Origin of the sequence: Streptomyces musisoli, assembly GCF_016741855.1 — a bacterium.
GTDB classification, from domain to species: Bacteria; Actinomycetota; Actinomycetes; order Streptomycetales; family Streptomycetaceae; genus Streptomyces; species Streptomyces musisoli.
Window position 1 is genome coordinate 172,280 of sequence record NZ_JAERRH010000010.1, and the last position, 25,836, is coordinate 198,115.

General features: G+C 70.5%; 23 protein-coding genes and 1 pseudogene. 12 read left to right on the forward strand and 12 right to left on the reverse strand.

The annotated features are described in order from the left end of the window. Positions 1–240 precede the first annotated feature (240 nt). Positions 241–1,113 (forward strand): HAD hydrolase family protein, encoded by an 873-nt coding sequence (locus JK361_RS25475; protein WP_201822088.1) that lies wholly within the window; start codon positions 241–243, stop codon positions 1,111–1,113. Positions 1,114–1,278: 165 nt separating this feature from the next. Here the strand turns inward: JK361_RS25475 and JK361_RS25480 are convergent. The 4 genes and pseudogenes from JK361_RS25480 to JK361_RS25495 form a co-directional block, all read right to left on the reverse strand. Further along, positions 1,279–1,440, reverse strand: a pseudogene (locus JK361_RS25480) (histidine kinase); the annotation flags it as partial. Between the two features lie 211 nt (positions 1,441–1,651). Further along, positions 1,652–5,515: a thiol reductant ABC exporter subunit CydD gene (gene cydD, locus JK361_RS25485; RefSeq protein WP_201822090.1), complete on the reverse strand. Its 3,864-nt coding sequence runs from the start codon at positions 5,513–5,515 to the stop codon at positions 1,652–1,654. 59 nt (positions 5,516–5,574) lie between these two features. Further along, positions 5,575–6,594 (reverse strand): cytochrome d ubiquinol oxidase subunit II, encoded by a 1,020-nt coding sequence (gene cydB, locus JK361_RS25490; RefSeq protein WP_201822092.1) that lies wholly within the window; start codon positions 6,592–6,594, stop codon positions 5,575–5,577. Positions 6,595–6,609: 15 nt separating this feature from the next. After that, positions 6,610–8,118: a cytochrome ubiquinol oxidase subunit I gene (locus tag JK361_RS25495; protein ID WP_201822094.1), complete on the reverse strand. Its 1,509-nt coding sequence runs from the start codon at positions 8,116–8,118 to the stop codon at positions 6,610–6,612. Positions 8,119–8,327: 209 nt separating this feature from the next. On the opposite strand from JK361_RS25495, the gene JK361_RS25500 reads away from it, so the two are divergent. Beyond that, positions 8,328–8,705 (forward strand): cyclophilin-like fold protein, encoded by a 378-nt coding sequence (locus tag JK361_RS25500; protein WP_201822096.1) that lies wholly within the window; start codon positions 8,328–8,330, stop codon positions 8,703–8,705. Positions 8,706–8,717: 12 nt separating this feature from the next. Here JK361_RS25500 and hisC read toward each other — a convergent pair whose 3' ends face one another. Beyond that, entirely contained in the window at positions 8,718–9,797 is a 1,080-nt protein-coding gene (gene hisC / locus JK361_RS25505; protein WP_201822098.1) for a histidinol-phosphate transaminase, read from the reverse strand. Positions 9,798–10,251: 454 nt separating this feature from the next. Between hisC and JK361_RS25510 the strand changes: the two genes are divergently transcribed. The 3 genes from JK361_RS25510 (at position 10,252) to JK361_RS25520 (ending at position 13,748) form a co-directional block, all read left to right on the forward strand. After that, positions 10,252–11,364, forward strand: a complete 1,113-nt coding sequence (locus JK361_RS25510) for a LacI family DNA-binding transcriptional regulator (RefSeq protein ID WP_201822100.1) — start codon at positions 10,252–10,254, stop codon at positions 11,362–11,364. 260 nt (positions 11,365–11,624) lie between these two features. Then, entirely contained in the window at positions 11,625–12,704 is a 1,080-nt protein-coding gene (locus JK361_RS25515; RefSeq protein ID WP_201822102.1) for a metallophosphoesterase, read from the forward strand. Positions 12,705–12,884: 180 nt separating this feature from the next. After that, positions 12,885–13,748 carry a hypothetical protein gene (locus JK361_RS25520; RefSeq protein WP_201822104.1) on the forward strand — a complete coding sequence of 288 codons (864 nt, stop codon included), beginning with the start codon at positions 12,885–12,887 and terminating at the stop codon, positions 13,746–13,748. A gap of 75 nt (positions 13,749–13,823) precedes the next feature. Here the strand turns inward: JK361_RS25520 and thiC are convergent, their stop codons facing one another. Continuing rightward, positions 13,824–15,608: a phosphomethylpyrimidine synthase ThiC gene (thiC, locus tag JK361_RS25525; protein ID WP_236053548.1), complete on the reverse strand. Its 1,785-nt coding sequence runs from the start codon at positions 15,606–15,608 to the stop codon at positions 13,824–13,826. 250 nt (positions 15,609–15,858) lie between these two features. Here thiC and JK361_RS25530 point away from each other — a divergent pair, with 250 nt between their 5' ends. Further along, positions 15,859–17,283, forward strand: coding sequence for a YibE/F family protein (locus tag JK361_RS25530; RefSeq protein ID WP_236053591.1), 1,425 nt, complete (start codon positions 15,859–15,861; stop codon positions 17,281–17,283). Positions 17,284–17,373: 90 nt separating this feature from the next. On the opposite strand, the gene JK361_RS25535 is transcribed toward JK361_RS25530, so the two are convergent. The 4 genes from JK361_RS25535 to JK361_RS25550 all read right to left on the reverse strand — a co-directional run bounded on the left by JK361_RS25535 (position 17,374) and on the right by JK361_RS25550 (position 19,738). Continuing rightward, positions 17,374–17,811 (reverse strand): SsgA family sporulation/cell division regulator, encoded by a 438-nt coding sequence (locus tag JK361_RS25535; RefSeq protein ID WP_201822109.1) that lies wholly within the window; start codon positions 17,809–17,811, stop codon positions 17,374–17,376. A gap of 99 nt (positions 17,812–17,910) precedes the next feature. Then, positions 17,911–18,876 (reverse strand): IclR family transcriptional regulator, encoded by a 966-nt coding sequence (locus JK361_RS25540; protein WP_372448739.1) that lies wholly within the window; start codon positions 18,874–18,876, stop codon positions 17,911–17,913. Between the two features lie 197 nt (positions 18,877–19,073). Further along, on the reverse strand, positions 19,074–19,286 hold the full coding sequence (locus JK361_RS25545; RefSeq protein WP_201822111.1) for a DUF5326 family protein: 213 nt from the start codon (positions 19,284–19,286) through the stop codon (positions 19,074–19,076). Positions 19,287–19,420: 134 nt separating this feature from the next. Further along, entirely contained in the window at positions 19,421–19,738 is a 318-nt protein-coding gene (locus tag JK361_RS25550; RefSeq protein ID WP_201822113.1) for a cupin domain-containing protein, read from the reverse strand. A 105-nt stretch (positions 19,739–19,843) separates the two neighbouring features. Between JK361_RS25550 and JK361_RS25555 the strand changes: the two genes are divergently transcribed. The 5 genes from JK361_RS25555 to JK361_RS25575 all read left to right on the forward strand — a co-directional run bounded on the left by JK361_RS25555 (position 19,844) and on the right by JK361_RS25575 (position 23,560). Continuing rightward, the gene (locus JK361_RS25555) at positions 19,844–20,221 is read left to right on the forward strand and encodes a phage holin family protein (protein ID WP_201822114.1); all 378 of its coding nucleotides are present in this window, start codon (positions 19,844–19,846) and stop codon (positions 20,219–20,221) included. Between the two features lie 7 nt (positions 20,222–20,228). Further along, a complete protein-coding gene (locus JK361_RS25560; RefSeq protein ID WP_201822116.1) occupies positions 20,229–20,720 on the forward strand; it encodes a low molecular weight protein-tyrosine-phosphatase in 492 nt (163 codons plus the stop codon). Then, positions 20,717–21,865 carry a cystathionine gamma-lyase gene (locus JK361_RS25565; protein ID WP_201822118.1) on the forward strand — a complete coding sequence of 383 codons (1,149 nt, stop codon included), beginning with the start codon at positions 20,717–20,719 and terminating at the stop codon, positions 21,863–21,865. The genes JK361_RS25560 and JK361_RS25565 overlap by 4 nt, the downstream gene beginning before the upstream one ends. Before the next feature lie 219 nt (positions 21,866–22,084). Further along, positions 22,085–22,990: a LysR family transcriptional regulator gene (locus tag JK361_RS25570; protein WP_201822120.1), complete on the forward strand. Its 906-nt coding sequence runs from the start codon at positions 22,085–22,087 to the stop codon at positions 22,988–22,990. An 87-nt stretch (positions 22,991–23,077) separates the two neighbouring features. Next, positions 23,078–23,560 (forward strand): NUDIX domain-containing protein, encoded by a 483-nt coding sequence (locus tag JK361_RS25575; protein ID WP_189296686.1) that lies wholly within the window; start codon positions 23,078–23,080, stop codon positions 23,558–23,560. 49 nt (positions 23,561–23,609) lie between these two features. Here JK361_RS25575 and JK361_RS25580 read toward each other — a convergent pair whose 3' ends face one another. Continuing rightward, positions 23,610–24,242: an HAD family hydrolase gene (locus tag JK361_RS25580; protein WP_201822122.1), complete on the reverse strand. Its 633-nt coding sequence runs from the start codon at positions 24,240–24,242 to the stop codon at positions 23,610–23,612. A gap of 148 nt (positions 24,243–24,390) precedes the next feature. Between JK361_RS25580 and JK361_RS25585 the strand changes: the two genes are divergently transcribed. After that, entirely contained in the window at positions 24,391–25,257 is an 867-nt protein-coding gene (locus JK361_RS25585) for a GNAT family N-acetyltransferase (RefSeq protein ID WP_201822124.1), read from the forward strand. Between the two features lie 72 nt (positions 25,258–25,329). On the opposite strand, the gene JK361_RS25590 is transcribed toward JK361_RS25585, so the two are convergent. Then, on the reverse strand, positions 25,330–25,749 hold the full coding sequence (locus tag JK361_RS25590) for a GlcG/HbpS family heme-binding protein (protein ID WP_201822126.1): 420 nt from the start codon (positions 25,747–25,749) through the stop codon (positions 25,330–25,332). Between the last annotated feature and the right edge of the window lie 87 nt (positions 25,750–25,836).

Sequence of the window (25,836 nt, forward strand, 5' to 3'; positions counted from 1 at the left end):
CACGCCGATGCCGTGACAGGTGATCAGCAGGTACCGGGGCGCACCTCACGCCGATGCCGTGGCGTGCGTGTGCCGCGGCGTGGCCCTTGTGCCGCGGAGGGCGGGGCCGTCGTCGGACGGGAACCATCCACGAGGCGAGATGCCTTCCGTGGGGCCGCCGTGGCCCGGCCGAACGTCAGCTATGTCTCATCTGTGCGGACCGCCGCACGGCCGTGCGGACGCCTGCGCGAGAATGTCCGGGTGACCTCAGCGACCAGACAGCCCGCGACCCCTGCCGCCGCTCTGCCCGCGCGGCTGATCGCCACCGACCTCGACGGCACTCTGCTGCGCGACGACAAGTCGGTCTCCGCGCGGACCATCGCCGCGCTGGCCGCCGCCGAGGACGCCGGGATCGAGGTCTTCTTCGTCACCGGCCGGCCCGCCCGCTGGATGAACGTGGTCAGCGACCACGTCCACGGCCACGGCCTGGCGATCTGCGGCAACGGCGCCGCCGTGGTCGACCTGCACGGCGGCCCCGGCGCCCACCGGTTCGTGAAGGTCCGCGAGCTGGCCCGGGAGAACGCCCTGACCGCCGCACGGCTGCTGCGCGAGGCGGCACCCGGCACGGTGTTCGCGGTCGAGCAGACGTACGGCTTCCACCAGGAGCCGGACTACCCCAAGCTGCACATGGAGATACCCGACAACCTCCTGCCCGCCGAGGAACTGCTCGCGCCCGACGGCCCAGACGCCGACCAGCCCGTGCTCAAGATCCTCGCCTACCACCCCTCCCTCGACCCCGACGCCTTCCTCACCCTGGCCCGCCTCGCCATCGGCGGCCACGCCAACGTCACCCGCTCCAGCCCCAGCGCCCTGCTGGAACTGAGCGGCCCCGGCGTCTCCAAGGCCAGCACGCTCGCCCTGTGCTGCGCCGAGCGCGGCATCTCCCACGAGGAGGTCGTCGCGTTCGGGGACATGCCCAACGACGTCGAGATGCTGACCTGGGCCGGCCAGTCGTACGCCATGGGCAACGCCCACCCGGACGTCATCGCCGCCGCATCGGGCCGAACGGTCGCCAACAACGACGACGGCGTGGCGGTGGTGATCGAACAGCTGCTGGCGAACCGCCTGCCGTAGGCGCACGCCCGCAGCGGGCCACCACCGCTGCGGGGCCGCGCCCTAGTACGGCGCCTCCCACACCACGGTCGTACCGCCGCCGTTCTCCCCGATCCCGGGCCGAGCCGGCTGCCCCCGCCGAGGGATTCGGCCCGGCGCTTAAGGTTCCGCAGACCGCTGCGCCGGCACGATCCCGGCCGCCGCGCCGGACAGTCGGCGGGCCTGCTCCGCGACGACCTGAAGGACCTCGTCGGCGTCCCCGCCCGACAGCAGGACGGTGGTCACGGCCACGGATCCGTCGATCCACCGCTCCCGCTGCCTGACCGCCTCGTACAGCCGCCGAACCCCGCTCAGCCGCACACCGCCCGACCGCACCTCGCCCACCACACCCCGCTCAGCCACGCCGCCCGACCGCACCTCGCCCCACGTACCCCGCTCGGCCACACACCGCCCGACCGCGCCACGCCCCACCGCAGCCCACGGTTCGCCGGTCCGCCAGCCGCCGATCCGCCAGCCGCCGGTCCGCCGGTCCGCCGGTCAACGATGGCGCGCGCGAGGCTCACCGTGCCCCCACCAGCGACTCCGTCTCGGCCTCCCGCCTCGCCATCTCCCGCAGCGGCCCGTCCTCGGCCATCAGCTGCCGGTACGGCCCCCGCTGCACGACCCGGCCCGCGTCCAGCACGATCACCTCGTCCACCGCGTCGAGGCCCGCCAGCCGGTGGGTGATGAGCAGCGTGGTGCGGCCCTGCGTGGCGGCCAGCAGATCGGCGGTCAGCGCGTCCGCCGTCGGCAGATCCAGATGTTCGGCGGGCTCGTCCAGGACCAGCACGGGGAAACCGGCCAGCAGCGCGCGGGCCAGCGCCAGCCGCTGCCGCTGCCCGCCGGACAGCCGCGCACCGTGCTCCCCGACGAGCGTGTCCAGACCGTCGGGCAGCGAGTCCACCCAGTCCAGCAGCCGGGCCCGGCCCAGCACCTCCCGCAGATCGGCCTCGTCGGCGTCCTTCCTGGCCAGCAGCAGGTTCTCGCGCACCGAGCTGTCGAAGAGATGCGCGTCCTGTGCGCACAGCCCGACGAGCCGGCGTACGTCGTCCCCCGCCAGCGCGCAGGCGTCCACACCGGCGAGCGTGTACGAGCCGGCCTCCGGATCCAGGAACCGCAGCAGTACCTGAGCGAGGGTCGTCTTGCCGGAACCGGAAGGCCCGACGACCGCGACCCGGCGCCCCTGCTCCAGCGTCAGGTCCAGCCCGGCGAGCGCCTCTCGCCGCTGCCCCGCGTACCGCGCGACCATGCCCTTGACGACCACCGGGAACGGTGAGACGGGCGCCTGCCGGGGCACCTCGGGCTCGCTCACGGGCTCGGGCGCGTCCAGAACCTCGTACACCCGCTCCGCGCTGCGCCGCACCCGCTGCCGGTACCGCACGGCGAGCGGCAGCCCCAGTACGGCTTCGAAAGCGGCCGACGGCGTCAGTACGACCACGGCCATCGCCACGCCGCTCAGCCGGCCGGCCGCCACCGCCTGGGCACCGAACCCCGCGGTGGCCATGACGGTCAGCCCGGAGATCAGCGCGGTGAGCCCGTCTCCGAGCCCGGTGACGGCGGCGGCGCGCGCGGCGATCCGGGTGAGGGTGCCGTCGGCTCGCCGGGCCGCGTCCGTACGGGCCGGCAACGCACCGGCGACGGTCAGCTCGGCGGTGCCGGTGAGCAGTTCGGTCACGCGGGTGGCGAGCACTCCTCGGGCGGGTGCCAGCCGCCGCTCGGTCCGCCGGGCCGCGGTCGCGGTCAGCAGGGGCACACCGACGCCGGCCGCGAGCAGGCCCGCCGCGAGGACGGCGCCGGCCTCGGGCAGCAGCCAGGCCGTGAAGCCGACGGAGGCGACGGAGACGGCGAGGGCGACTCCTGCGGGCAGCAGCCAGCGCAGCCAGTAGTCCTGGAAGGCGTCCACGTCCGCGACCAGCCGGGTGAGCAGATCACCCCGCCGGACACCGCGCAGCCCGGCGGGCGCGAGGCGTTCCAGCCGCCGGTACACCGCGACCCGGGTGTCGGCCAGCATCCGCAGGACGGCGTCGTGCGACACCAGCCGCTCGGCATAGCGGAAGACGGCCCGCCCGATCCCGAAGGCCCGGGTCGCGGTCACGGCCACCATCAGGTACAGCACCGGCGGCTGCTGCGAGGCCCGCGAGATGAGCCAGCCGGAGGTCGCCATCAGCCCGACGGCACTCCCCAGAGCGAGGCTGCCCAGCACCAGGGCCCCCACGAGCCGCCCCCGCGACCCCCCACCAATCTCACGAACCCGCCCCAGCACCCCCCGCCCCCACCGGCCCCCCGCCGACCCACCAACCGGCCCACCGACCAAGGCCCCCGCCGATGCACCCCCCACGCCACCGAGCCCGATGTCCCGCGCCCCAGCGTCCAGCCCACCGAGCCCAACTCCAGCCGCCGGACCATCCAGCACCCCGACCCGAGCCCCCGTCGACGCCTTCCCCGCCCCATCGAGCCGGGCCTCCGTCAACTCACCATCCGCCCCACGGCCCCGAGCCCCCGTCGGCTCCCCATGCAGCCCACCGACCCGAGCCCTCGGCGCTCCATCAACCAGCCCACCGACCCGAGCCCCCGCCGCCTCACCATCCAGCCCGCCGAACCCAGACTCCGTCGGCTCACCATCCAGCCCGCCGAACCCAGACTCCGTCGGCTCACCTTCCAGCCCGCCGAGTCGGGTGGTGGGTGGGCGGGGGTGGGGGTCCAGGGGGCGGAGTCCCCTGGCCGGCCACTCGCCCTCCGGGCACGTCACAGGCTCGGCGCCCTCCAGCCGTACCACCCGATCGGCCACCCCCAACAACGCCGGCCGATGCACGACGAGCAACACCGTGCGCCCGGCCGCAAGCCTCCGCACCGCCGCCACGACCTCCGCCTCCGTCGCCCCGTCCAACGCAGCCGTCGGCTCGTCCAGCAACAGCACGGGCCGGTCCGCGAGAAACGCCCGAGCCAGCGCCAGCCGCTGCCGCTGCCCCGCCGACAGCCCCGCCCCGTCCTCACCGAGCACGGTGTCGGCCCCTTCCGGCAACGCCTCCACGAACCCCAGCGCCCCCGCATCCCGCAGGGCCCGGCGCACGGCATCGACGTCGGCCTCGGGCCGGGCCAGCCGCACGTTCTCGGTGATGGACCCGGCGTACAGATGCGGCCGCTGCGGCACCCACGCGATCCGTGACCGCCACTCCGCCAGATCGAGGCCGACGAGATCGGCGCCCCCGATCCGCACCCGCCCCTCGGTGGGCCGTACGAACCCCAGCAGCACACTCAGCAGCGTCGACTTGCCGGCCCCGCTCGGCCCGACCAGCGCAACGGTCTCCCCGGGCGCGACACTGAACGACACCCCGCTCACCGCATCCGTGGAGCGCCCCGGATAGCGGACGCCGACCCCTTCGAAGGACACAGCGCCCGTAGGCACCGCACCCGTACCGGACACCGGCACCGCCGTCTCCAGCACGGCGAAGATCTCCTCCGCCGCGGCAAGCCCCTCCGCCGCCGCGTGGTACTGCGCACCCACCTGCCGCAACGGCAGGTACGCCTCCGGCGCCAGCACCAGAATCACCAGACCGACGTACAGGTCCATCTCCCCGTGGACCAGCCGCATCCCGATCGTCACGGCGACCAGCGCGACCGACAGCGTGGCCAGCAGTTCCAGCGCGAACGACGAGAGAAAGGCGATGCGCAGCGTCCGCAGGGTGGCCTGCCGGTACTCCCCGGTGATCCGGCGGATGGACGCGGCCTGCGCCTTGGCCCGGCCGAACACCTTCAGGGTGGGCAGCCCCGCGACCACGTCCAGGAAGTGACCGGACAGCCGTGACAGCACGCGCCACTGACGGTCCATCCGGGACTGCGTCGCCCAGCCGATCAGCATCATGAAGAGCGGAATCAGCGGCAGCGTGCCGACGATGATCGCCGCCGACACCCAGTCCTCGGTGACGATCCGCGCCAGCACCGCCACCGGCACGACCACGGCGAGCCCCAGCTGCGGCAGGTAGCGCGAGAAGTAGTCGTCCAGGGCGTCGACCCCGCGCGTGGCCAGGGTGACCAGTGAGCCGGTCCGCTGTCCGCTCAGCCACCCCGGACCGAGCGCCGCCGCCCGGTCCAGAAGCCGCCCGCGCAGTTCCGACTTAACGGCCACGCTCGCGCGATGAGCGGCGAGCTCGGTGAGCCACGCGACCAACGATCGCCCCACGGCCACGGCCGCCAACAGCAGCAGGGGAGTGCGCAGGCCGGCGACCGACTGCCCGTGCTGGAACGCTCCGACGACGATCTCGGCGACGAGCATCGCCTGGGCGATGACCAACCCGGCCCCGACGGCGCCCAGACCGACGACGGCCAGGAGGAAGAGGCGAGTGGCGCGGGCGTATCGCAGAAGACGGGGATCGATTGGTTTCACGTGAAACGTGCCCTTCGGCCCAGAGGGTGTGTTTCACGTGAAACACACCCTCGACGGACTCAGTGCGCGGCGCCGGCAGCAGCGTCGGAAGCGATGTGCTGGGTACCGATCCGCTTGCGGAACACCCAGTAGGTCCAGCCCTGGTAGAGCAGCACGAGCGGGGTGGCGATCGCCGCCAGCCACGTCATGATCTTCAGGGTGTACGGACTCGACGAGGCGTTGGTGACCGTCAGGCTCCAGTCCCCGTTCAGAGTGGACGGCATGACGTTCGGGAAGAGCGAAAGGAAGAGCATCGCCACGACGGCCACGATGGTGACGCCGGACAGTGCGAACGCCCATCCTTCCCGGCCGGCCTGATTGGCCACCAGGGCCGCGACCACGGCCACGACGGCCACGATCAGGGCCACCAGGCTCTTGCCGTCACCGCTGTCGGCCTGCGTCCACAGCAGGAACGCGACTGCCACGACGGCCGCGGCCAGGCCGACCCACCGGGCCAGCTTCCGTGCACGCACCCGGATGTCCCCGACCGTCTTGAGCGCGGTGAACACCGCCCCGTGGAAGGTGAACAGCGTGAGCGTCACCAGGCCACCGAGCAGGGCGTAGGGGTTGAGCAGGTCCCAGACACTGCCGACGTACTCGAAGTGCTGGTCGATCTCGACGCCCCGCACGATGTTCCCGAAGGCCACACCCCACAGGAACGCCGGGAGCAGCGAGGTCCAGAAGATCGCCGTCTCCCAGTTGCGCTGCCAGTTCTCCTCGGGCCGCTTCGCCCGGTACTCGAAGGCGACGCCGCGGACGATCAGGCAGACCAGGATGACGAGCAGCGGGAGGTAGAAGCCGGAGAAAAGCGTGGCGTACCACTCGGGGAAGGCGGCGAAGGTCGCGCCGCCCGCGGTGAGCAGCCACACCTCGTTGCCGTCCCACACCGGGCCGATGGTGTTGATCAGTACCCGGCGTTCGGGCCGGTCGCGAGCCAGCAGCTTGGTGAGGATGCCGACTCCGAAGTCGAAGCCCTCCAGGAAGAAGTAGCCGGTCCACAGGACGGCGATCAGGACGAACCAGACGTCGTGAAGTTCCATGACTGTTCCCCCGGCCTAGTACGAGAAGGCCATCGGCTTGTCGGCGTCACGCGTGTCGCCGCCGATCTTCGTGGGCGGGTTGAGGTCGGCCGCGGTCAGTTCGGGCGGGCCGGCCTTGATGTACTTCGCGAGCAGCTTGACCTCGACCACGGCGAGGATCGCGTACAGCGCGGTGAAGACGGCCATCGAGGTGAGGACCTCGCCCTGGGAGACCCCGGGGGATACCGCGTCCCGGGTCTTCAGGACGCCGTAGACGACCCACGGCTGGCGGCCCATCTCGGTGAAGATCCAGCCCCAGGAGTTGGCGATCAGCGGGAAGGCCATTGTCCAGGTCGCGATGCGCCAGTACCAGGGGGTGAGCTTCGAGCCGAGCGCCTTGTTCTTGAACAGCACCAGGTGCGGCACCTCGTCGTCGCCGACCCTCAGGTGCTGCGGCAGCATGAACTTCTTGCGGGTCAGCCACAGCCCGGCCAGTCCGATGGCGAAGGAGGCCATGCCGAAGCCGATCATCCAGCGGAAGCCCCAGAAGGCGACGGGGATGTTGGGCCGGTAGTCGCCGGCTCCGAACTTCTGCTGCTCGGCCTTGTTGACGTCGTTGATGCCGGGGACGTAGGAGGTGAAGTTGTCGTCGGCGAGGAAGGACAGCAGGCCGGGTATCTCGACGGCCACCGTGTTGTGGCCCTTCTCCACGTCGCCGTAGGCGAAGATCGAGAACGGTGCCGGCTTCTGGCCGTCCCACAGCGCCTCGGCGGCGGCCATCTTCATCGGCTGCTGCTTGAACATCACCTTGCCGAGGGTGTCGCCGCTGATCGCGGTGAGCAGACCGGCGATGGCCACGGTGATCAGACCGAGCCGCAGCGAGGTCTTCATCTCACGGATGTGCTTCTTGCGGGCCAGGTGGTAGGCGGCGATGCCCACCATGAAGGCGCCACCGGTCAGGAAGGCCGCCGAGAGGGTGTGGAAGGCCTGGCTCAGAGCCGTGTTCTGGGTCAGCACGGCCCAGAAGTCGGTCAGCTCGGCCCGCCCCCTGACCTTGTCGATCTTGTAACCGACCGGGTGCTGCATCCAGGAGTTGGCCGCGAGGATGAAGTACGCCGACAGGATCGTGCCGATCGAGACCATCCAGATGCAGGCCAGGTGGATCTTCTTGGGCAGCTTGTCCCAGCCGAAGATCCACAGGCCGATGAACGTGGACTCGAAGAAGAACGCGATCAATGCCTCGAAGGCGAGCGGGGCACCGAAGATGTCACCGACGAAGCGCGAGTAGTCCGACCAGTTCATGCCGAACTGGAACTCCTGGACGATGCCGGTGACCACGCCCATCGCGATGTTGATCAGGAAGAGCTTGCCCCAGAACTTCGTGGCTCTGAGGTACTTCTCCTTCTCCGTGCGCACCCAGGCCGTCTGCAGCCCGGCCGTGAGCGCGGCCAGGGAGATCGTCAGCGGAACGAACAGGAAGTGGTAGACGGTGGTGATGCCGAACTGCCAGCGCGCCAGTGTCTCCGGCGCCAAAGCCAGGTCCACGTCGTCACTCTCCTTACTACCGCGTGGTACAGCGGCGGTTTGCCCCCTTTTGATGCCTCATAAGGGCACAAACGGGTCGCGCTTGTGAACGCGTTCACATTCACAAGCCATTATGACGCACTGATTTTCGGCCGCGGAAGGGGGGTGCCTCCTTCGCCTTCGCGTCAAGACCTTGGCAGCGACTTCAACATCTTGTTGAATTGCGCGCCATGCAGATACGCATCTCCTGGCCCGCGGGCAACATCACCGCGACCCTCGACGCAAGCACGCCGACCACGCAGGCCCTCGCCAAGGCACTGCCCCTCGCTTCTACCGCGCGCACATGGGGTGAGGAGGTGTATTTCGACACAGGCGTCTCCGTTTCACGTGAAACGGACGCCCGTCAGGTCGTGGAACCAGGCACGGTGGCCTTCTGGACGGACGGCGACGCGCTCGCCCTTCCCTACGGACCCACGCCGATCTCGCGAGGCGACGAGTGTCGCCTCGCGAGCCCTTGCAACATCCTCGGCGGCCTGGACGGGGACGCCGGCCTCCTGGCGACCGTGCGGGACGGCGACCCCATCCGGGTGGAACTGATCGAGGAATAGGACGTCCCCGAGCTAGAGCTCCTTGCGGAACGCCTCCGCCACCTTCAGGAAGATGTCGTTCGCCTCGGCCTCGCCGACCGTCACCCGCACACCCTCGCCCGGGAACGGCCGGACCACCACACCGTGCTCCTCACAGGCCTGCGCGAACGCGACCGTCCGCTCCCCCAGCCGCAGCCACACGAAGTTGGCCTGCGTCTCCGGCACCGTCCAGCCCTGGGCCCGCAGCGCGTCGACCACGCGCTTGCGCTCGCACACCAGCGAGCCGACCCGGCCCAGCAGCTCGTCCTCGGCCCGCAGCGAGGCGACCGCCGCGTTCTGCGCCAGCTGGCTCACCCCGAACGGCACCGCCGTCTTGCGCAGCGCCGCCGCCACCGGCTCATGGGCGATCGCGAAACCGACGCGCAGTCCGGCCAGCCCGTACGCCTTGGAGAAGGTCCGCAGGACACAGACGTTGGGCCGCTCCCGGTACAGCTCGACACCGTCGGGCACCTCGGGGTCGCGGATGAACTCCCGGTAGGCCTCGTCCAGCACCACCAGCACATCGCCGGGCACCCGGTCGAGGAACCGCTCCAGCTCGGCCCGCCGCACCACCGTGCCGGTCGGGTTGTTGGGGTTGCAGACGAAGATCAGCCGCGTCCGGTCGGTGATCGCGTCCGCCATCGCGTCCAGGTCGTGCACGTCGCCCGGCGTCAGCGGCACCTGCACCGACCGGGCACCGCTGATCTGCGTGATGATCGGGTACGCCTCGAACGACCGCCAGGCGTAGATCACCTCGTCACCGGGGCCGCTGGTGGCCTGGATCAGCTGCTGGGCGACGCCCACCGAACCGGTCCCGGTGGCCAGATGGGAGAGCGGCACACCGAAGCGCTCGGACAGTTCGTTCATCAGCCCGGTGCAGGCCATGTCCGGGTAGCGGTTGAAGTCGCAGGCCGCCGTGGTCACGCTCTCCAGCACTCCCGGCAGCGGCGGGTACGGGTTCTCGTTGGAGGACAGCTTGTAGGCGACCGGCCCGCCCGCCGCGGCCGGCTTGCCCGGCTTGTAGGTGGGGATACTCTCCAGCTCGGCGCGCAGCTTGGGGCTCAACTCGCTCACCGCAGTCCTCCTCGCGACCACCGGCGGACCGTCGACACCGCCGGCTTCCAATACTGCTCACCTTATGAGGATTCGGCGCCGCTGCGTACAGGTGCGAGACCGCCGGACACGCGGAAACCGTTCCGGAGGGGAGGCGAGTCTCACACGCCCCACCGGCATCAGGGGCATCAGCGCACGAAGGCGTACGTTTCGGGGGGCGCGCCGTACATATATCTACGCGCCGGTGGCTTGCGCCGTGGCGCGCGTCCCTCGTGAAGGTGAGTTGAGACCTCTTCGAGACATCGGGCACTTGGCAGGCCCATACGCGCCAACAAGTCACGTCTTACCATTGGATCGGTCAACAGCCTTTTATTCCAAGGAAGTTGATCTGTTATGACCATGCAGAAACGTGCCTGTCAATGCGTGCATATGCGTCCGCACTACCCCACCGCATGAGCCCTACTATCGGCTCGCCATGACAGCAGCAGGGAAGCACCAGGTGAGCCGCGCGGAAACCTCACGTCGAGGCAGTCGGCCGGGTCGGGCGGGTATCAGGGACGTCGCCGCCGCCGCCGGAGTATCCATCACGACCGTGTCCGACGCCCTCAACGGCAAGGGCCGGCTCCCGGACGCCACCCGGCGCCACGTCCGCGAGGTCGCGGACCGGCTCGGGTACCGGCCCTCGGCCGCTGCCCGCACCCTCCGTACCGGCAAATCGGGCCTGATCGGCCTGACCGTGACGACGTACGGGGATGAACCTTTCACCTTCACGGAGTTCGCGTACTTCGCCGAGATGGCCCGGGCCGCCACATCGGCCGCGCTCGCCCGCGGCTACGCCCTGGTCATCCTGCCCGCGACCTCCCGCCATGACGTCTGGTCCAACGTCGCCCTGGACGGCACGGTCGTCATCGACCCCTCCGACCAGGACCCGGTCGTCAGCGAACTCGTCCGGCAGGGACTGCCGGTGGTCTCCGACGGCCGCCCGGCCGGCGCCCTCCCCGTAACCGCCTGGGTGGACAACGACCACGAGGCCGCCGTCCTCGGCATCCTCGACCACCTCGCCGACGCCGGCGCCCGCCGCATCGGCCTGCTCACGGGCACGTCGACCGACACCTACACCCACCTGTCGACCACCGCCTACCTGCGCTGGTGCGAACGGGTCGGCCAGGACCCGGTCTACGAGGCCTACCCGGCCCACGACCCGTGCGCCGGTGCCGTCGCCGCCGACCGGCTGCTCGCCCGACCCGACCGGCCCGACGCCGTCTACGGCCTCTTCGACCCCAACGGCACCGACCTGCTCGCCGCCGCCCGCCGCTACGGCCTCCGCGTCCCCGACGACCTGCTGCTGGTGTGCTGCAGCGAGTCCACCGTGTACGCCAGCACCGAACCGGCCATCACGACACTCTCGCTGAAGCCGCGCCGCATCGGCACCGCCGTCGTCCAGCTCCTCATCGACGCCATCGAGGGCGTCGAGTCCGACCAGCCGGTCGAGCAGGTGATACCGACCGAGCTGATCGTGCGCACGTCCTCGCAGCGGCGGCCCCCGCGCACGACCGTCAGCCCGCCGCGGACACCGGACGAAAGGTAGCCCCGTCCGCACCGGCCGTCACAGGGCCGACCGGTGCGGCCCGGGGCCGGCCGGACGAGCGTCCGGTCGGCCGACTGCCGGTCGAACATCTGCCCAAACGGGGCGAAAGCCGCGGCGAACCGGAGTCTTGTTCCGATTCACCACCCCTGGGTCATCACACGGCGCGACGCGCATTCCTATGATGGGCCCACGACACCGCGGACCGCTGCGACCAGGCAGTCCGAAGCGGTGCAGATGCGGCGCGATGGTGGAGGGGTCTGATGACTCAGGGGGCCGGTCAGGGACCCGAGGCGGAGCGGACGGCGACGCTGCGCGACTTCCGGGTACCCGCGTACGTCCACGAGACCGGTCCCTACGTCCGCAGCGTCCACCCCGGCGACGCCCTCCCGGCCGCCGACGAGGCGTACCCCGAGGGCTACACCCCCACCCAGCGCGACCTGCCCGTCATCAACCGGGGCGACACCGTCCAGGTCAAGGTCGAACCGGCCCCCGCCGCCCCGGCCCCGGAGCCCGCGACCGGCCCCGGACCGCTCTACGTCGTCGGTGACGTGCACGGCTACCTGGACGAACTGACGACCGCGCTCCAGGAGCAGGGACTGATCGACGCCTCGGGCCAATGGTGCGCCGGCACCACCCGGCTGTGGTTCCTCGGCGACTTCACCGACCGCGGCCCCGACGGCATCGGCGTCATCGACCTGGTCATGCGGCTGTCCGCCGAGGCCGCCGCGGCAGGCGGCTACTGCAAGGCCCTGATGGGCAACCACGAGCTGCTGCTGCTCGGCGCCAAACGGTTCGGCGACACACCCGTCAACTCCGGCGCGGGCACCGCCACCTTCCAGGCGGCCTGGCTGCTCAACGGCGGCCAGAAGACCGACATGGACCGCCTCCAGGACCACCACCTTCAGTGGATGGCCCGCCTCGACGCCGTCGAGCTGGTCGACGGGTATCTGCTCCTCCACTCCGACACCACCGCCTACCTCGACTACGGCGACTCCATCGAGGCGGTGAACGACACCGTCCGCGAGGCTCTGACCCGTAACGACGCCGACGAGGTCTGGGATCTCTTCCGCAAGTTCACCAAGCGCTTCTCCTTCCGCGACGAGGGCGGCGCCGAGGCCGTGCGTTCCCTTCTCGATACGTACGGCGGCACCCGGGTCGTTCACGGGCACAGCCCCATTCCCTACCTCCTCGGCGAGGTCGGCTCCGAGGACGGCGAGGAGAGCGCCGGCCCGGTCGTCGAGGGCCCGCACGTCTACGCCGACGGGCTGGCCATCGCCATGGACGGCGGAGTGACCATGGCCGGAAAGCTGCTGGTCCGGCAACTTCCCCTGGATAACTGACCGTTCGGCGGGCAGGCGTTCCCCGGCCGCGTACACGCAGGCCGGAACGCAATTTCCGGCATTCCCCTGTCACCGTGTGCCGTCACGGCTCTACCATCGGCTTATCCGTAGCAGGCTCCCCTCCGTTTCTGCCCGACGGCTCGCCGGCGTGCGAGCCCCAGCCCTACGGAGCATCGGGGGATGCACATGAACAGCGTTCCGCAGCACCTGCAGAGCGAGGACCGCCAGGAATTCGAGCGGCTCCTCGATGAGGCGCTGCGCTCCGCACCACACCGACCGGAACTGGCCGCTGTCGGACAGCGGCTCAACCCCGAACAGCTGCGCACCATGGCACTCAACGCATCCGCCCTGATCACGGCGGCCGCGTCGGCCGAGTACCAGCGCTACACCGAGATCCGCGACGAACTGCGGCACCCGGATCTCTCCGCCCCGCGGACCGCCGGCGACCCCGGCGCCCCGGAGCCCGGTCCGGCCGACACCGGCCTCGTCACCGCCCTCGGGGAAGCCGCCGAGAGCGCCGGCGCGGGCGCCGTCGCGGTCCTCGCCGTCCTTGCTCCTCTCCTCTCCGGAACCGCGGCAGTGATCTTCCTGCTCGTCGGCTACATCCTGAAGATGCTGGACCCCGGGCACACCCTCGCCCGGACCCTGCTCACCACCGGCTGGGTGTTCGGCGCCATGACCGCGGTGGCGATCCTCGTCGCCGCCGTCGGGCTGCTGCTCACCGCCCTGCGCAACAGCACCGCGGCGGACGCCCAGGCTCGGGACACGGCGAGCGAAGAGCTGGCCGGGGCCAGAGAGGCCTGGCGGGACGCCCTGCTGGAGCGTGGCATCCTGCCGTTCCTCCGGGAGGCACTGGCCGAGCCCGGCCCGACCGCCGTACGTCACACTGCCCCACCCGCACCGACCGGCCGCATGCCGCGCCTGGGCTACGACCGCCCCGGCTTCAGCAGCCCCGACGACGGCAGCGCGTCCGGCCGCCCGAGCTTCACCAGCCCCGACTACTCGAGCCCGGACTTCGGCGGCCCCGAGCACCAGCCCGAGTGACCCGCCGCGAGCCCGCCCCGCGTGCCGGCAGACGCCCATGGGGCCTGCCGGCACGGCCGGTTCACCGCGCGCGGTTCAGTCGGCGATCGGCAGGTACACCCGGTTGCCGGAGGCCGCGAACTCCTTCGACTTCTGGGCCATGCCCTCCTCGATCTCGGCCCGGCTGCCGCCGTGCTCACGCCGGATGTCCTGCGAGATCTTCATGCTGCAGAACTTCGGGCCGCACATGGAGCAGAAGTGGGCCGTCTTGGCGGGTTCGGCCGGCAGGGTCTCGTCGTGGAACTCCCGTGCCGTGTCCGGGTCCAGAGCGAGGTTGAACTGGTCCTCCCACCGGAACTCGAAGCGGGCGTCGGACAGGGCGTCGTCCCACTCCTGCGCACCGGGGTGCCCCTTGGCGAGGTCCGCCGCATGAGCGGCGATCTTGTAGGTGATGACACCGGTCTTGACGTCGTCCCGGTTGGGCAGGCCCAGGTGCTCCTTGGGCGTGACGTAACAGAGCATCGCCGTGCCCCACCAGGCGATCATCGCGGCACCGATGCCGGAGGTGATGTGGTCGTACGCCGGCGCGACGTCCGTGGTCAGCGGGCCGAGCGTATAGAACGGAGCTTCATCACAGATCTCCTGCTGAAGGTCGATGTTCTCCTTGATCTTGTGCATCGGGACGTGACCGGGGCCCTCGATCATCGTCTGTACGTTGAAACGCTTGGCGATCCGGTTGAGTTCCCCGAGCGTGCGCAGTTCCGCGAACTGGGCCTCGTCGTTGGCGTCCGCGATCGATCCCGGCCGCAGGCCGTCGCCCAGCGAGTACGTGACGTCGTAGGCGGCGAGGATCTCGCAGAGTTCTTCGAAGTTCTCGTACAGGAACGATTCCTTGTGGTGCGCCAGGCACCACGCGGCCATGATCGAACCGCCGCGCGAGACGATGCCCGTCTTGCGGTTGGCGGTCAGCGGGACGTACGCCAGCCGGACGCCGGCGTGGACGGTCATGTAGTCCACGCCCTGCTCGGCCTGCTCGATGACGGTGTCCTTGTAGATCTCCCAGGTCAGTTCCTCGGCCCTGCCGTCGACCTTCTCCAGGGCCTGGTAGAGCGGCACCGTGCCGATGGGGACGGGGGAGTTGCGCAGCACCCACTCGCGGGTGGTGTGGATGTTGCGGCCGGTTGACAGGTCCATGACCGTATCGGCACCCCAGCGGGTCGCCCAGGTCATCTTCTCGACCTCCTCCTCGATGGAGGACGTCACCGCGGAGTTGCCGATGTTGGCGTTGACCTTCACCAGGAACCGCTTGCCGATGATCATCGGCTCGATCTCCGGGTGGTTGACGTTGGCCGGCAGCACGGCCCGGCCCGCCGCGATCTCCTCGCGGACCACCTCGGGCGAGACGTTCTCCCGGAGGGCCACGAACTCCATCTCCGGCGTGATCTCGCCCCTGCGGGCGTACGCGAGCTGCGTCACCGCCTGGCCGCCGCGGCCCCGCCGCGGCTGGCGCGGGCGACCGGGGAAGACCGCGTCCAGGTTCCGCAGCCCGCCGCGCGGCGCGGTGTGCTTGATCCCGTCGTCCTCGGGACGGACGGGACGGCCCGCGTACTCCTCGGTGTCGCCGCGGGCGACGATCCAGTTCTCGCGCAGCGGCGACAGGCCCCTGCGGACGTCGGTGTCGACGAGTGGATCGGTGTACGGGCCCGATGTGTCGTACAGCGTGACCGACTGCCCGTTGGTGAGGTGCACCTGACGGACCGGCACTCGCAGGTCGGGGCGCGTGCCCTCGACGTATGCCTTGTGCCAGCCGATGGACTTCCCGGCTTCCTGGGACTTCTCGTCCTGAACGGAGACAGGCGTGCGTGCGTCCTTGTTGGTCATGAGACCTACTCCCTACGCCGGCATTACCCGGTAACAGGTTCGGCGGTCGACGCAGCGGTTTCCGTCTGCCGGCGTTTCCCGCGGAACAGCGTCCGTTCCACGTGAAACATCAGGTCTACGGAGGTCAGCGCCCTCTCAGCCCGGTGCTCCGAGCTCCCGCGTGTGCAAAGGTGTCTCCACGCTAGCGTCATGTGTGGCGCACTGAACAGTGGGCCCCCACCGTTCTTGGGATGATCGGGTCGTGACCAGGATGGAGCAGTACCCCTACCAGCCCCCCGAGCCGCCCCACCGAGACGGCCCGGAGCAGGGCATCGGACACGACTCCGCAGGCGCCGACGAAGCCGGCCCCGGCCCCGGTCACTCGCACGGCCACAGCCACAGCCACAGCCACGGTCCCGCCGCCCCCGTCTCCCAGCACCTGCGCAAGGTCATCGCGGCGATCCTGGTTCCCTTCACCGCGGCGGTCCTGGTCGGCCTCGTGGTGCTCTGGCCCGGACACGCCCCGTCCCACAAGCGCACCGGCGTCGGCTTCGACCGGCAGACCCAGCAGGCCACGGTCACCCGGGTCGTCGAGGTGAGCTGCAAGTCGGTGAACGCCTCGGGCGTGCCACCGACCGGCGACACCTCCACCGCCGAGGGCACTTCCGCTCAGCAGCAGGCCGAGAGAACCTGCAAGAAGGCGACCATCCGGGTCGACACCGGCAAGGACGAGGGCCGTACGTTCACGGAGGTCGTGCAGCCGGACCAGTCCCGGCAGCTGCACCAGGGCGAGGAGGTCGTGGTCGCCTACGAGCCCTCGGCCCCGAAGGAACTTCAGTACTCGGTGACCGATGTGAACCGGAAGCTCCCGATGACACTGCTCGCGGGGATCTTCGCGGCGGCCGTCGTCCTGGTGGGCCGGCTGCGTGGTGTCATGGCACTGGTCGCGCTGGCCGTGAGCTTCCTGGTGCTGACGCTGTTCATCCTGCCGGCGATCCTGGAGGGGGCGAATCCGCTGCTGGTGGCCGTGGTCGGGTCGAGCGCCATCATGCTGATCGCCCTGTACATGTGCCACGGCCTGTCGGCCCGTACGTCGGTGGCGGTGCTCGGCACGCTGATCTCCCTGTCGCTGATCGGCGTGCTCGGCTCGCTGTTCATCGGCTGGGCCTCGCTGACCGGCAACACGGACGACAACACCGGCCTGATCCACGGCCTGTACCCGTCGATCGACATGAGCGGTCTGCTGCTGGCAGGGGTCATCATCGGTTCGCTCGGCGTCCTGGACGACGTGACGGTGACCCAGACGTCGGCCGTCTGGGAGCTGCACGAGGCCAACCCGTCGATGGGCTGGCGCGGGCTGTACCGGGCGGGCATCCGCATCGGCCGCGACCACATCGCCTCCGTGGTCAACACCCTGGTGCTCGCCTACGCCGGTGCCGCACTGCCGTTGCTGCTGCTGTTCTCGATCGCGCAGAGCAGCGTCGGAACGGTGGCCAACAGCGAGCTGGTGGCCGAGGAGATCGTGCGCACGCTGGTGGGCTCGATCGGTCTGGTCGCCTCGGTCCCGGTCACCACGGCGCTGGCCGCGCTGGTGGTGTCGGCCGACCGGCCCGGCCCGGCTGCCGCGGCGTCCGCCGGAGCCCGGCCGGCTCCGGCTCCGGCGCGCGGCGGTCGGGGCCGGCGCCGCAAGCGGTGAGTGCGGCGGGGGCGGACACCCACTGAAGAAGCGTTCCTGCACGCTTCCTGTCGGCCCGGCGGAGCGCCCGGCGCCCCGTGCGGCAGCACTTCAGCCGGCGCTCTGCTCCTCGGCCAGGATGCGGTCCAGAGCCTCGTCGAGATGAGCGTCGAAGTCGGCCAGCGCACCCTCCTGGCCGAGCGGCACGAGCTTGTCCGTGCGGTCGAGGAAGGCCACGAGCGGAGGCGCCGAGGAACGGAACAGGGCCTGGTCACCGCCGACCTGAAGCCTGATCAGCACCTCGCCCAGCAGCTCGGAGTCGGCGGGGGCGATGCGCACATCTCCCTCCCCGCACGGACGGCCGACCCCGTCGATCAGCAGCTCCCGCCCGAAAGCCCAGGTCACCGGTGCATCGCCGGGCAGATGGAAGGTGAGCCGCACGGCATAGGGATCATCGGTCTCGTAGCGCAACTCCACCGGGATGCGGAAGGAGAGCTCCTCCGACACGAGAAAGCTCATCATGACTTCTGCCTGTACGGACTCGCGCATCGCCTACCCCGTCATATGACATCGACTGGCCGAGTTTGAACCCTCTGACCGTGGTCAAATCTTGCTGAAAGTACACAGGAGATCACAAGGAGTAAGTTTTCAGATACTGATAGAGAGAGCGAGCGACCCCAGATGCCGCCCGATCTCCGCCTGCAACCCGCGGGCAGCGGGCAGCAGCCGGTCGGCCTGGTGGGCGGGGAGCGAGATGGCCATGGTGGCCGCGGTGGTGCCGAGCGTGATGGGGACCGCCGCGCAGACCGTCCCGACCGCGTACTCCTGACGCTCCACCACCGGCTCCATCCGCCGCATCCGGGCCAGTCTCCGCAGCAGCCCGTCGTTGTCCCGCACCGTGTACGGCGTGACGGGACGCACGGGATACCGGGCGAGGTGGTCGCGCCGTGCGTCCTCGTCCAGTTGGGAGAGCAGACACTGGCCGATCGCGTGCGCATGGCCGGTCTCACGGAAGTCCGCCCACTCCTCGACCGCGGGCGTCTGAAGGGAGTCGGAGACGCACATGACCTCGATCTCGCCGTCCCGGTACAGCGCGTAGTACACCGGCACACCGATGGAATCGCGCCAGTGCGCAAGGGTGTCGGCCACCGTGCTGCGACGTTTCTGCTGCGCTCCGCTGCGGCTCAGGCGCTCTGTCGCCTCACCGAGGAAGAACAGCCCCTTCTCCCGGCGCAGATAGCCCTCGTGCACCAGGGTGCGCAGCAGGTGGTACGTGGTGGGCAGCGCGAGACCGGTCTCGCGGGCGAGCTGTTTGGCGGGGGCGCCGTAGGCGTGCGCGGCGACGGACTCCAGCAGGCGCATGGCCCGCTGGACGGATCCGATGAGCGTCGCGGCGGGCGTGGCGGTGGATGCGGCGGCCGGTTGTTCCGGCAGGCCGGCGGAGGGCGGTGATCCGGAGACGGCCGCGGGATGCGGGGGTTTGGGGATGTCCGCTGTGTGGACGCGTACCTGACCGGATACGGCCAGCGGGGCCGGCCGCTGGACGGGGGGAGCACAGGGTCGGGGTACGGCGGGTGCGTGGGGGTCAGCCGGTGCGGTGTCAACCGTGGCCAAGGGTCACTCCCGAGGGGCGAGGGGGGAGCCCGTGCGGGGGAAGAGCACGGAGGGGGATGCGTCACCCACGGCGCCGGAACCCCGTGGGGAGTTCCGGACTTTAACCGTCCGCCACCGCGCGCAGACGGCTCCCGGGAAAACTTCCCTCGCCCGAGGGAACCGATCCTCCCATCATCGAGCACCGGTTCCCAGAAGCCTCACCAGTCGCTGCGCGACGAGGCACTCCCCATGAACTTGCGCACGACGTAGATCAGTCCGCCGACCAGGGCGACGAAGACCAGCGCCTTGAAGAGCAGGCCGATCACGAAACCGACCACGGTCGCTATCAGGCCGCCGAACACGACCAGGGCGATGACCGGCACCGCGACCCACTTCACCCACCACGGAAGCCCCGCGAAGATCTCTCGCATCGCCCTCGTCCTTTGCGTTCTCGTGCGTTGTCGATGTTCCGCACTCGATGCTAGGGCCGCCGAGGGCCTCCGAGGGGGCCTCGCGCCCCTTGTCCTCCCCTGACCCGTCCCCTAGGGAACCCTGAGTCCCGGGCTCACGCCTCGGGCGGAGAGAACACGACGAGCACCCTGAGGTCCTCGCTGATGTGGTGGAACTTGTGGGCGACGCCGGCGGGCACGTACACCACGCTGCCCCGCGCCACCTGGGTCGTCTCCGAACCGACCGTGATGGAGGCCCGGCCGCTGACCACGAAGTACACCTCGTCCTGACTGTGCGGCTGCTGCGGGTCGTGCTCGCCCGCGTTGAGGGCGTACAGACCGACCGACATGTTCCGCTCGCGCAGGAACTGCAGGTAGGCACCCTCGTTGGCGGCGCGTTCCGCCTCCAGTTCGTCCAGCCGGAATGCCTTCATCGCCGCTGCCGCCCTCGCCTCACCGCTCGCCGTTCCACTGCTCGCCGTCACATCGCTCGCCGCCTGCCCGGTCAGTGCCCGTCCAGGTCTGCCACGATCAGACACATGAAGAATTTCGTAGTCAAGACGATCGCCAACGCGGGCGCCCTGGCGGTTGCCGTGTGGCTGCTCGACAAGATCACCCTGACCGGTGACAGCACCGCGAAGAAGGCCGGCACGCTGATCGTCGTCGCGCTGATCTTCGGCTTGGTGAACTGGTTGGTCAAGCCGATCGTGAAGGTCCTCACCTTCCCGCTGTTCATCCTGACCCTGGGCCTGATCACCCTGGTGGTGAACGCGCTGATGCTGCTGCTGACCTCCTGGGTGTGCGGCAAGCTCGACCTGAGTTTCCACGTGGAGGGCTTCTGGACGGCCGTTCTCGGCGGTCTGATCATCTCCGTCGTCTCCTGGGCGCTGCACGTCGTCCTGCCGGACGAGGACTGAGCGCGCCATGACCTACCGCGTCTGCTTCGTGTGCACCGGCAACATCTGCCGCTCCCCGATGGCCGAGTCCGTCTTCCGCGCGCGTGTGGCGGAGGCCGGGCTGGAGGACCTGGTGGTGGCCGACAGCGCCGGCACCGGCGGCTGGCACGAGGGCGAACCGGCCGACCCGCGCACCGTCTCCGTCCTGGAGGAGCACGGCTACGACGGCGAGCACACCGCCCGCCGGTTCCAGCCGTCGTGGTTCGCCCGCCTCGACCTGGTGATAGCCCTGGACGCCGGCCACCTCAGGGCCCTGCGGCGGCTGGCGCCCACCGAGCAGGACGCGCGCAAGATCCGCCTGCTCTCCTCCTACGCCCCGGCCGCCGGTGACGACCTGGACGTACCGGACCCGTACTACGGGGGCCGGGACGGCTTCGAGGAGTGCCTTGAGATGGTGGAGGCGGCGAGCACCGGTCTGCTCGCCGCCGTACGGGAAGAACTGGAGGGACGGGCCGCATGAGCGATGGCACGAAGGGCGAGGGCCGCACCGGCGACGGCACGCGCGCGGTGCGGGCGGGTCTGCCCGAGCCGGTCAAGCACGAGCCGACCCTGCCCGGCCCGGTCTTCGCGGCGCACTTCCACCTGCCCGGCGAGGTGACGGGACCGTACCTGTACGGCCGGGACGACAACCCGACCTGGACGCTCCTGGAGCGGGCCATCGGCGAGCTGGAGGCCCCTGGGCGGGAGGACGTCGAGACGCTGGTGTTCGCCTCCGGCATGGCGGCGATCTCCTCCGTACTGTTCTCACAGTTGCGTGCCGGGGACGCGGTCGTGCTGCCGTCCGACGGCTACCAGGTGCTGCCGATGGTCGGCGCCCAGCTGGAGGCCTACGGCATCGAGGTGCGCACCGCGCCGACCGGGGGCGACGCCCAGCTGGAGCTGCTCGACGGGGCGCGGCTGCTGTGGATCGAGTCGCCGTCGAATCCCGGGCTCGACGTGTGCGACATCCGGCGGCTGGCGGAGGCGGCACACGCGCGTGGTGCCCTGGTGGCCGTCGACAACACCCTCGCCACGCCGCTCGGGCAGCGCCCGCTGGAGCTGGGCGCCGACTTCTCCGTGGCCAGTGGCACCAAGCAGCTCACCGGACACGGCGACGTCCTGCTGGGCTATGTCAGCGGCCGGGACGCCGAGGCGATGGCCGCCGTCCGCCGTTGGCGCAAGATCGTCGGCGCGATCTCGGGCCCCATGGAGGCCTGGCTCGCGCACCGTTCCATCGCCACGCTCCAGCTGCGCGTCGACCGGCAGAACGCCACGGCCCTCGCCGTCGCGGAGGCACTGCGGCAACGGCCCGAGGTCGCCGACCTGCGTTATCCGGGGCTGCCCGACGACCCCTCGCACAAGATCGCGGCGCAGCAGATGCGGCGCTTCGGCTGTGTCGTCTCGTTCACGCTGCCCACGCGTGCGCGTGCCGAGCGTTTCCTCGCGGCCCTGCGCCTGATGGAGGACGCGACGAGCTTCGGCGGGGTGCGGTCCACGGCCGAGCGCCGTCGCCGCTGGGGAGGGGACGCCGTCCCGGAGGGGTTCGTCCGCATGTCGGTCGGCGCGGAGGATCCCGAGGACCTGGTGTCCGACATCCTGCGCGCCCTGGACGAGTCCGCCGGGTAGGCGCTTCCGCATCCGCCCGCCGATGTCTCCGCGACGGTCCGAGCCTCCCCCCTCGTGGCTCGGACCGTCTACGGCTCCCACAGGGGAAAGACCGCGCGAACAAGGCTAGTTGACTCTCTGTCAGTGTCCAATCACAGTAGCGACAGCGACCTATCGACTTATTTATAGTTGGCACCTGCCTGGAGGCCGGAGGAGGGCAGGGACAGGGGAGGGCTTGCCATGGATCTGGCCTTGCTGCGGACCTTCCTCACCGTGCACAGGGCCGGCTCCTTCACCCGCGCCGCCGCCTTGCTCGGCCTCTCCCAGCCCGCTGTCACCTCACAGATCCGCACGCTCGAGCGCCAGCTGGGCAGACCCTTGTTCCTTCGCCGGCCCCGCGGGGTGACCCCGACGACGATCGGCGAGGAACTCGCGCACAGGGCCGCGCCGCATCTCGACGCCCTGGTGGAGATCGCCGAAAGCGGTGTGGACGACGGTTCCGCGTTTCGGACTCTGCACCTGGCCGGGCCTCCCGAGTTCACCGCCGAGCGTGCCCTGCCCGCCCTCACGGAGCTGACCGGCGACGACGGCCAGGGCTTCGCACTACGTGCCTCCTTCGGGACGGCCGAGGAGGCGCTGGACGGGCTGGCCTGCGGTCATCACGATCTGGCCATCAGCACGGCCCGGCCGCGCGGGACCCTGCTCACCGCCACTCCGCTCTGCGACGAGGAACATGTGCTGGTCGCGGCCCCGCGGTGGGCGGAACGGATCGGCTCGGACACCCTGCGGCTGAAGGGTGCGCAGGCTCTGGAGAACCTGCCGGTCGTCGAGGTCCACGAGTCGCTGCCGTTCGTCTCGCGCTACTGGGCCTCCGTCTTCGACTCCCGCCCGGCCGCCACGGGCACGGTCGTCGTCCCCGACCTGCGCGCCGTCCTTTCCTGTGCGATCGCCGGGGCGGGTCTGGCGGTGCTGCCGCGCTATCTGTGTGCCCCGGCCCTGGATCACGGCACGGTCGTCACCCTGCTCGATCCGGCGGTGCCGCCCCTGCGCACGTACTTCCTGGTGATGCGGACCGGCACGCTCGCCATGCCTCATATAGCGCGGGCCCACGAGTGGCTCCAGCAGGCCGCCACGGCCTGGGGCTGACGCCGTTCGAGCGGGGTGCACGCGCCGCGTTCGCGTCGTGGCGCTTTGCGATGTTTCACGTGGAACCAGCCGGGCCACATTTCTCCCATGACCGTCCGACCCGTGGTCAAGCGCACCGCCCGTGCAGTTCTGCTGGACGGCGACGACCTGATCCTGATCAAGCGCACCAAGCCCGGCGTCGATCCCTACTGGGTCACCCCCGGTGGCGGGGTCGAGCCCGGGGACTCGACCGTCGTGGACGCCCTGCACCGAGAGGTGTACGAGGAACTCGGCGCGAAGATCACCGATGTGGTGCCGTGTTTCGTGGACACGGTGGAGCACATCGGCGAGGACGGCGGCGCGACCGGCGTGAAGGTGCAGCACTTCTTCGTCTGCCGACTGGAGTCCATGGACCCGGCCCTGCGCCACGGCCCCGAAGTGGACGAGCCGGCCGGTGAGTACGAGATCGTCCGCATCCCCTTCACCCGTGTCGGAATCGCCTCCGTCCACCTCGTCCCGCTGTCGTTGCGCCACTACCTGGACGGGAACATCGAGGGCGTACGAGCCATGCACGCCCCCGACCTCGGGTAGGCCGGGTCGGACATCGACGAGCAGATCGCCCGCCACGTCACGCCCGGAGCTAGTGCGCCGGACCGACCAACTCATAGGCCTCCCACAGGTCCCGTCCCGTGTAGGAGTGGGTCGCGAGGCCGGCCAGATGGGCATCGGCGTTGACCGCCACGGAAACCGGTACGGCCGCGAACAGCTCCTTGTCCGAGGAGGAGTCGCCGTACGCCACGCAGTCCGCCCGCGCCACGCCGAACTCCGCACAGAGCCGATCGGCGATGATCACCTTGGCCGCGGCACTGAGCGCTCCGGCCGGGTCGACGGGCTCGGTGAACGGAACGGCCGGGAAGCGGGACCCATGCGCCGCGTGGGCACCCCAGTCGAGGAGGCGCTCCACGAAGAAGGAGGGCGAGAGGGACACCACCGCGCAGTATTCGCCCGCACCCCTGATCTCCGCCCAGACCTCGCGGATCCGGGCCAGCCAGGGAGCCGCCTCGAAGGCGGCCCGCACATGCGTCTCGGTCAGATCGGTCCACAGGTCGTACACCCGCGCCGCGTACTCCGGGGGGCCGATCCGCCCCTCCGCGATCTCACGGTCCAGCGCCACCGTCTCGGCCACCAGGCCCAGCTGGCGCGAAATCTCCACGGGCGCGGTGCTTCCGTGCAGCAACGTGCCGTCGAGATCGAAGAGATGAAGTCTCGCCATGGCCCCGAAGGCTAGTCCGCTGCCGGTGTTTCACGTGAAACACCGGCAGCCCGTGAGCTGTGCGCATGGCCACGAGATGGCCAAAAGCACGTGTGTCCGCGTCGAAAAAGGTGGACGGCAGGGCTGCCGGTCGGACAGCCTGACCTGCGTGCCGACTCCTTCCCTCGCCGCTCTGCCCATCCGCCGCCTGACGCTCCGCGATCTCACCGCCTGCGCCGACCTGTCCGAAGACCGGGGGTGGCCACGCGAGGAACACAAGTGGGGCCTCCTCCTCACAGCCGGGAAGGGATTCGGCATCGACGACCCCGAGGGCGGACTCGTCGCCGCGTGCGTGGTCACGGAGTACGGCGCGTGGGGGCGGCCGGATCTCGGTGCCGTCGGCATGGTTCTGGTGGCCGAACGCCATGCCCGCCGGGGCGTCGGGCGCCGCTTGATGCGGCACGTCGTATCGGGCATGGGGCCCACTCCGCTCACCCTGCACGCCACGCCCCATGGCCGCCCTCTCTACGAGGAGCTCGGCTTCAAGGTGATCGGCCGGGCCGAGATGCTGATGGGCCGCTTCACGCCCGGCGGCCCGGACTCCGGAATCGTCACGCGTGCGGCCACCGCGGAGGACCTCCCTGCGATCCTGCGCCTCGACGAGGAGGTGTTCGGTACCGATCGCACGCCCCTCGTCACCCGGTTGCCCGCCTTCGCCGACCAGTTGCGGGTGGCCGAGGAGGGCGGTCGGCTCATCGGCTACACGGCCGCATGGCCCAACATGGACACCCATGTCGTCGGTCCGCTGATCGCCCGGGACACGGAGACCGCCAAGGCCCTCATCGCCTCATTGGCGGCCGGTACGGAGCGTCCCCTGCGCACCGACATCGACGTGCGCCACGAAGAACTGCTGGCCTGGGCGAAGGAGCGAGGGCTGACCTCGGTGGCCTTCAACTCGGTGATGACCTACGGCATCACGGACCTGCCGGGAGACTGGACCCGGCGGTTCGCACCGCTGACGGTCGCCGCCGGCTGAGCCCACCTGACGCACACGCCGGCCCCACCGCTCGAAGCGGCGGGGCCGGCGTCATGAAGTCCGTCCTCGGGCTCAGGCAAGCGCCTGCACGGCCGTGGTGGCGAAGCCGTGGTCCTGCTCCGGCGCGCCGCCGCCGACACCGATCGCCCCGATCAGCCGACCGTCCCGGTGGACGGGGATACCGCCCGCGATGAACAGCAGGGGCCGGTCGAGGGCCGTGGGCAGGGTGTGGAAGGGACCGCCGGGCTGGACGGCGTCGACGAGGTCGGCCGTCGGCGTGTTCAGCTGGAGAGCCGTGTAGGCCTTGCGGGTGCTGGTCTCGCCCGAGATCAGCACGGCTCGGTCGTCCCGGCGGAAGGCGAGCAGGTGGCCGCCGGCGTCCAGGACGGTGACGCTGACGGTGACGCCGGCGTCCTCGGCCGCACGACGGGCCGCGGCGACGAGCAGCTCGGCGTCCTCGGTGGTGAGCGGGGTGACGGCGGTGGTGCTCATGGAGAGGTCTCCTTGACGGTGCTGTAGGGGGCTTGTTGTACCGGGGCGGGCCCGGCACGGACATCTGCGGGGCGAGGGCGTCCGCGG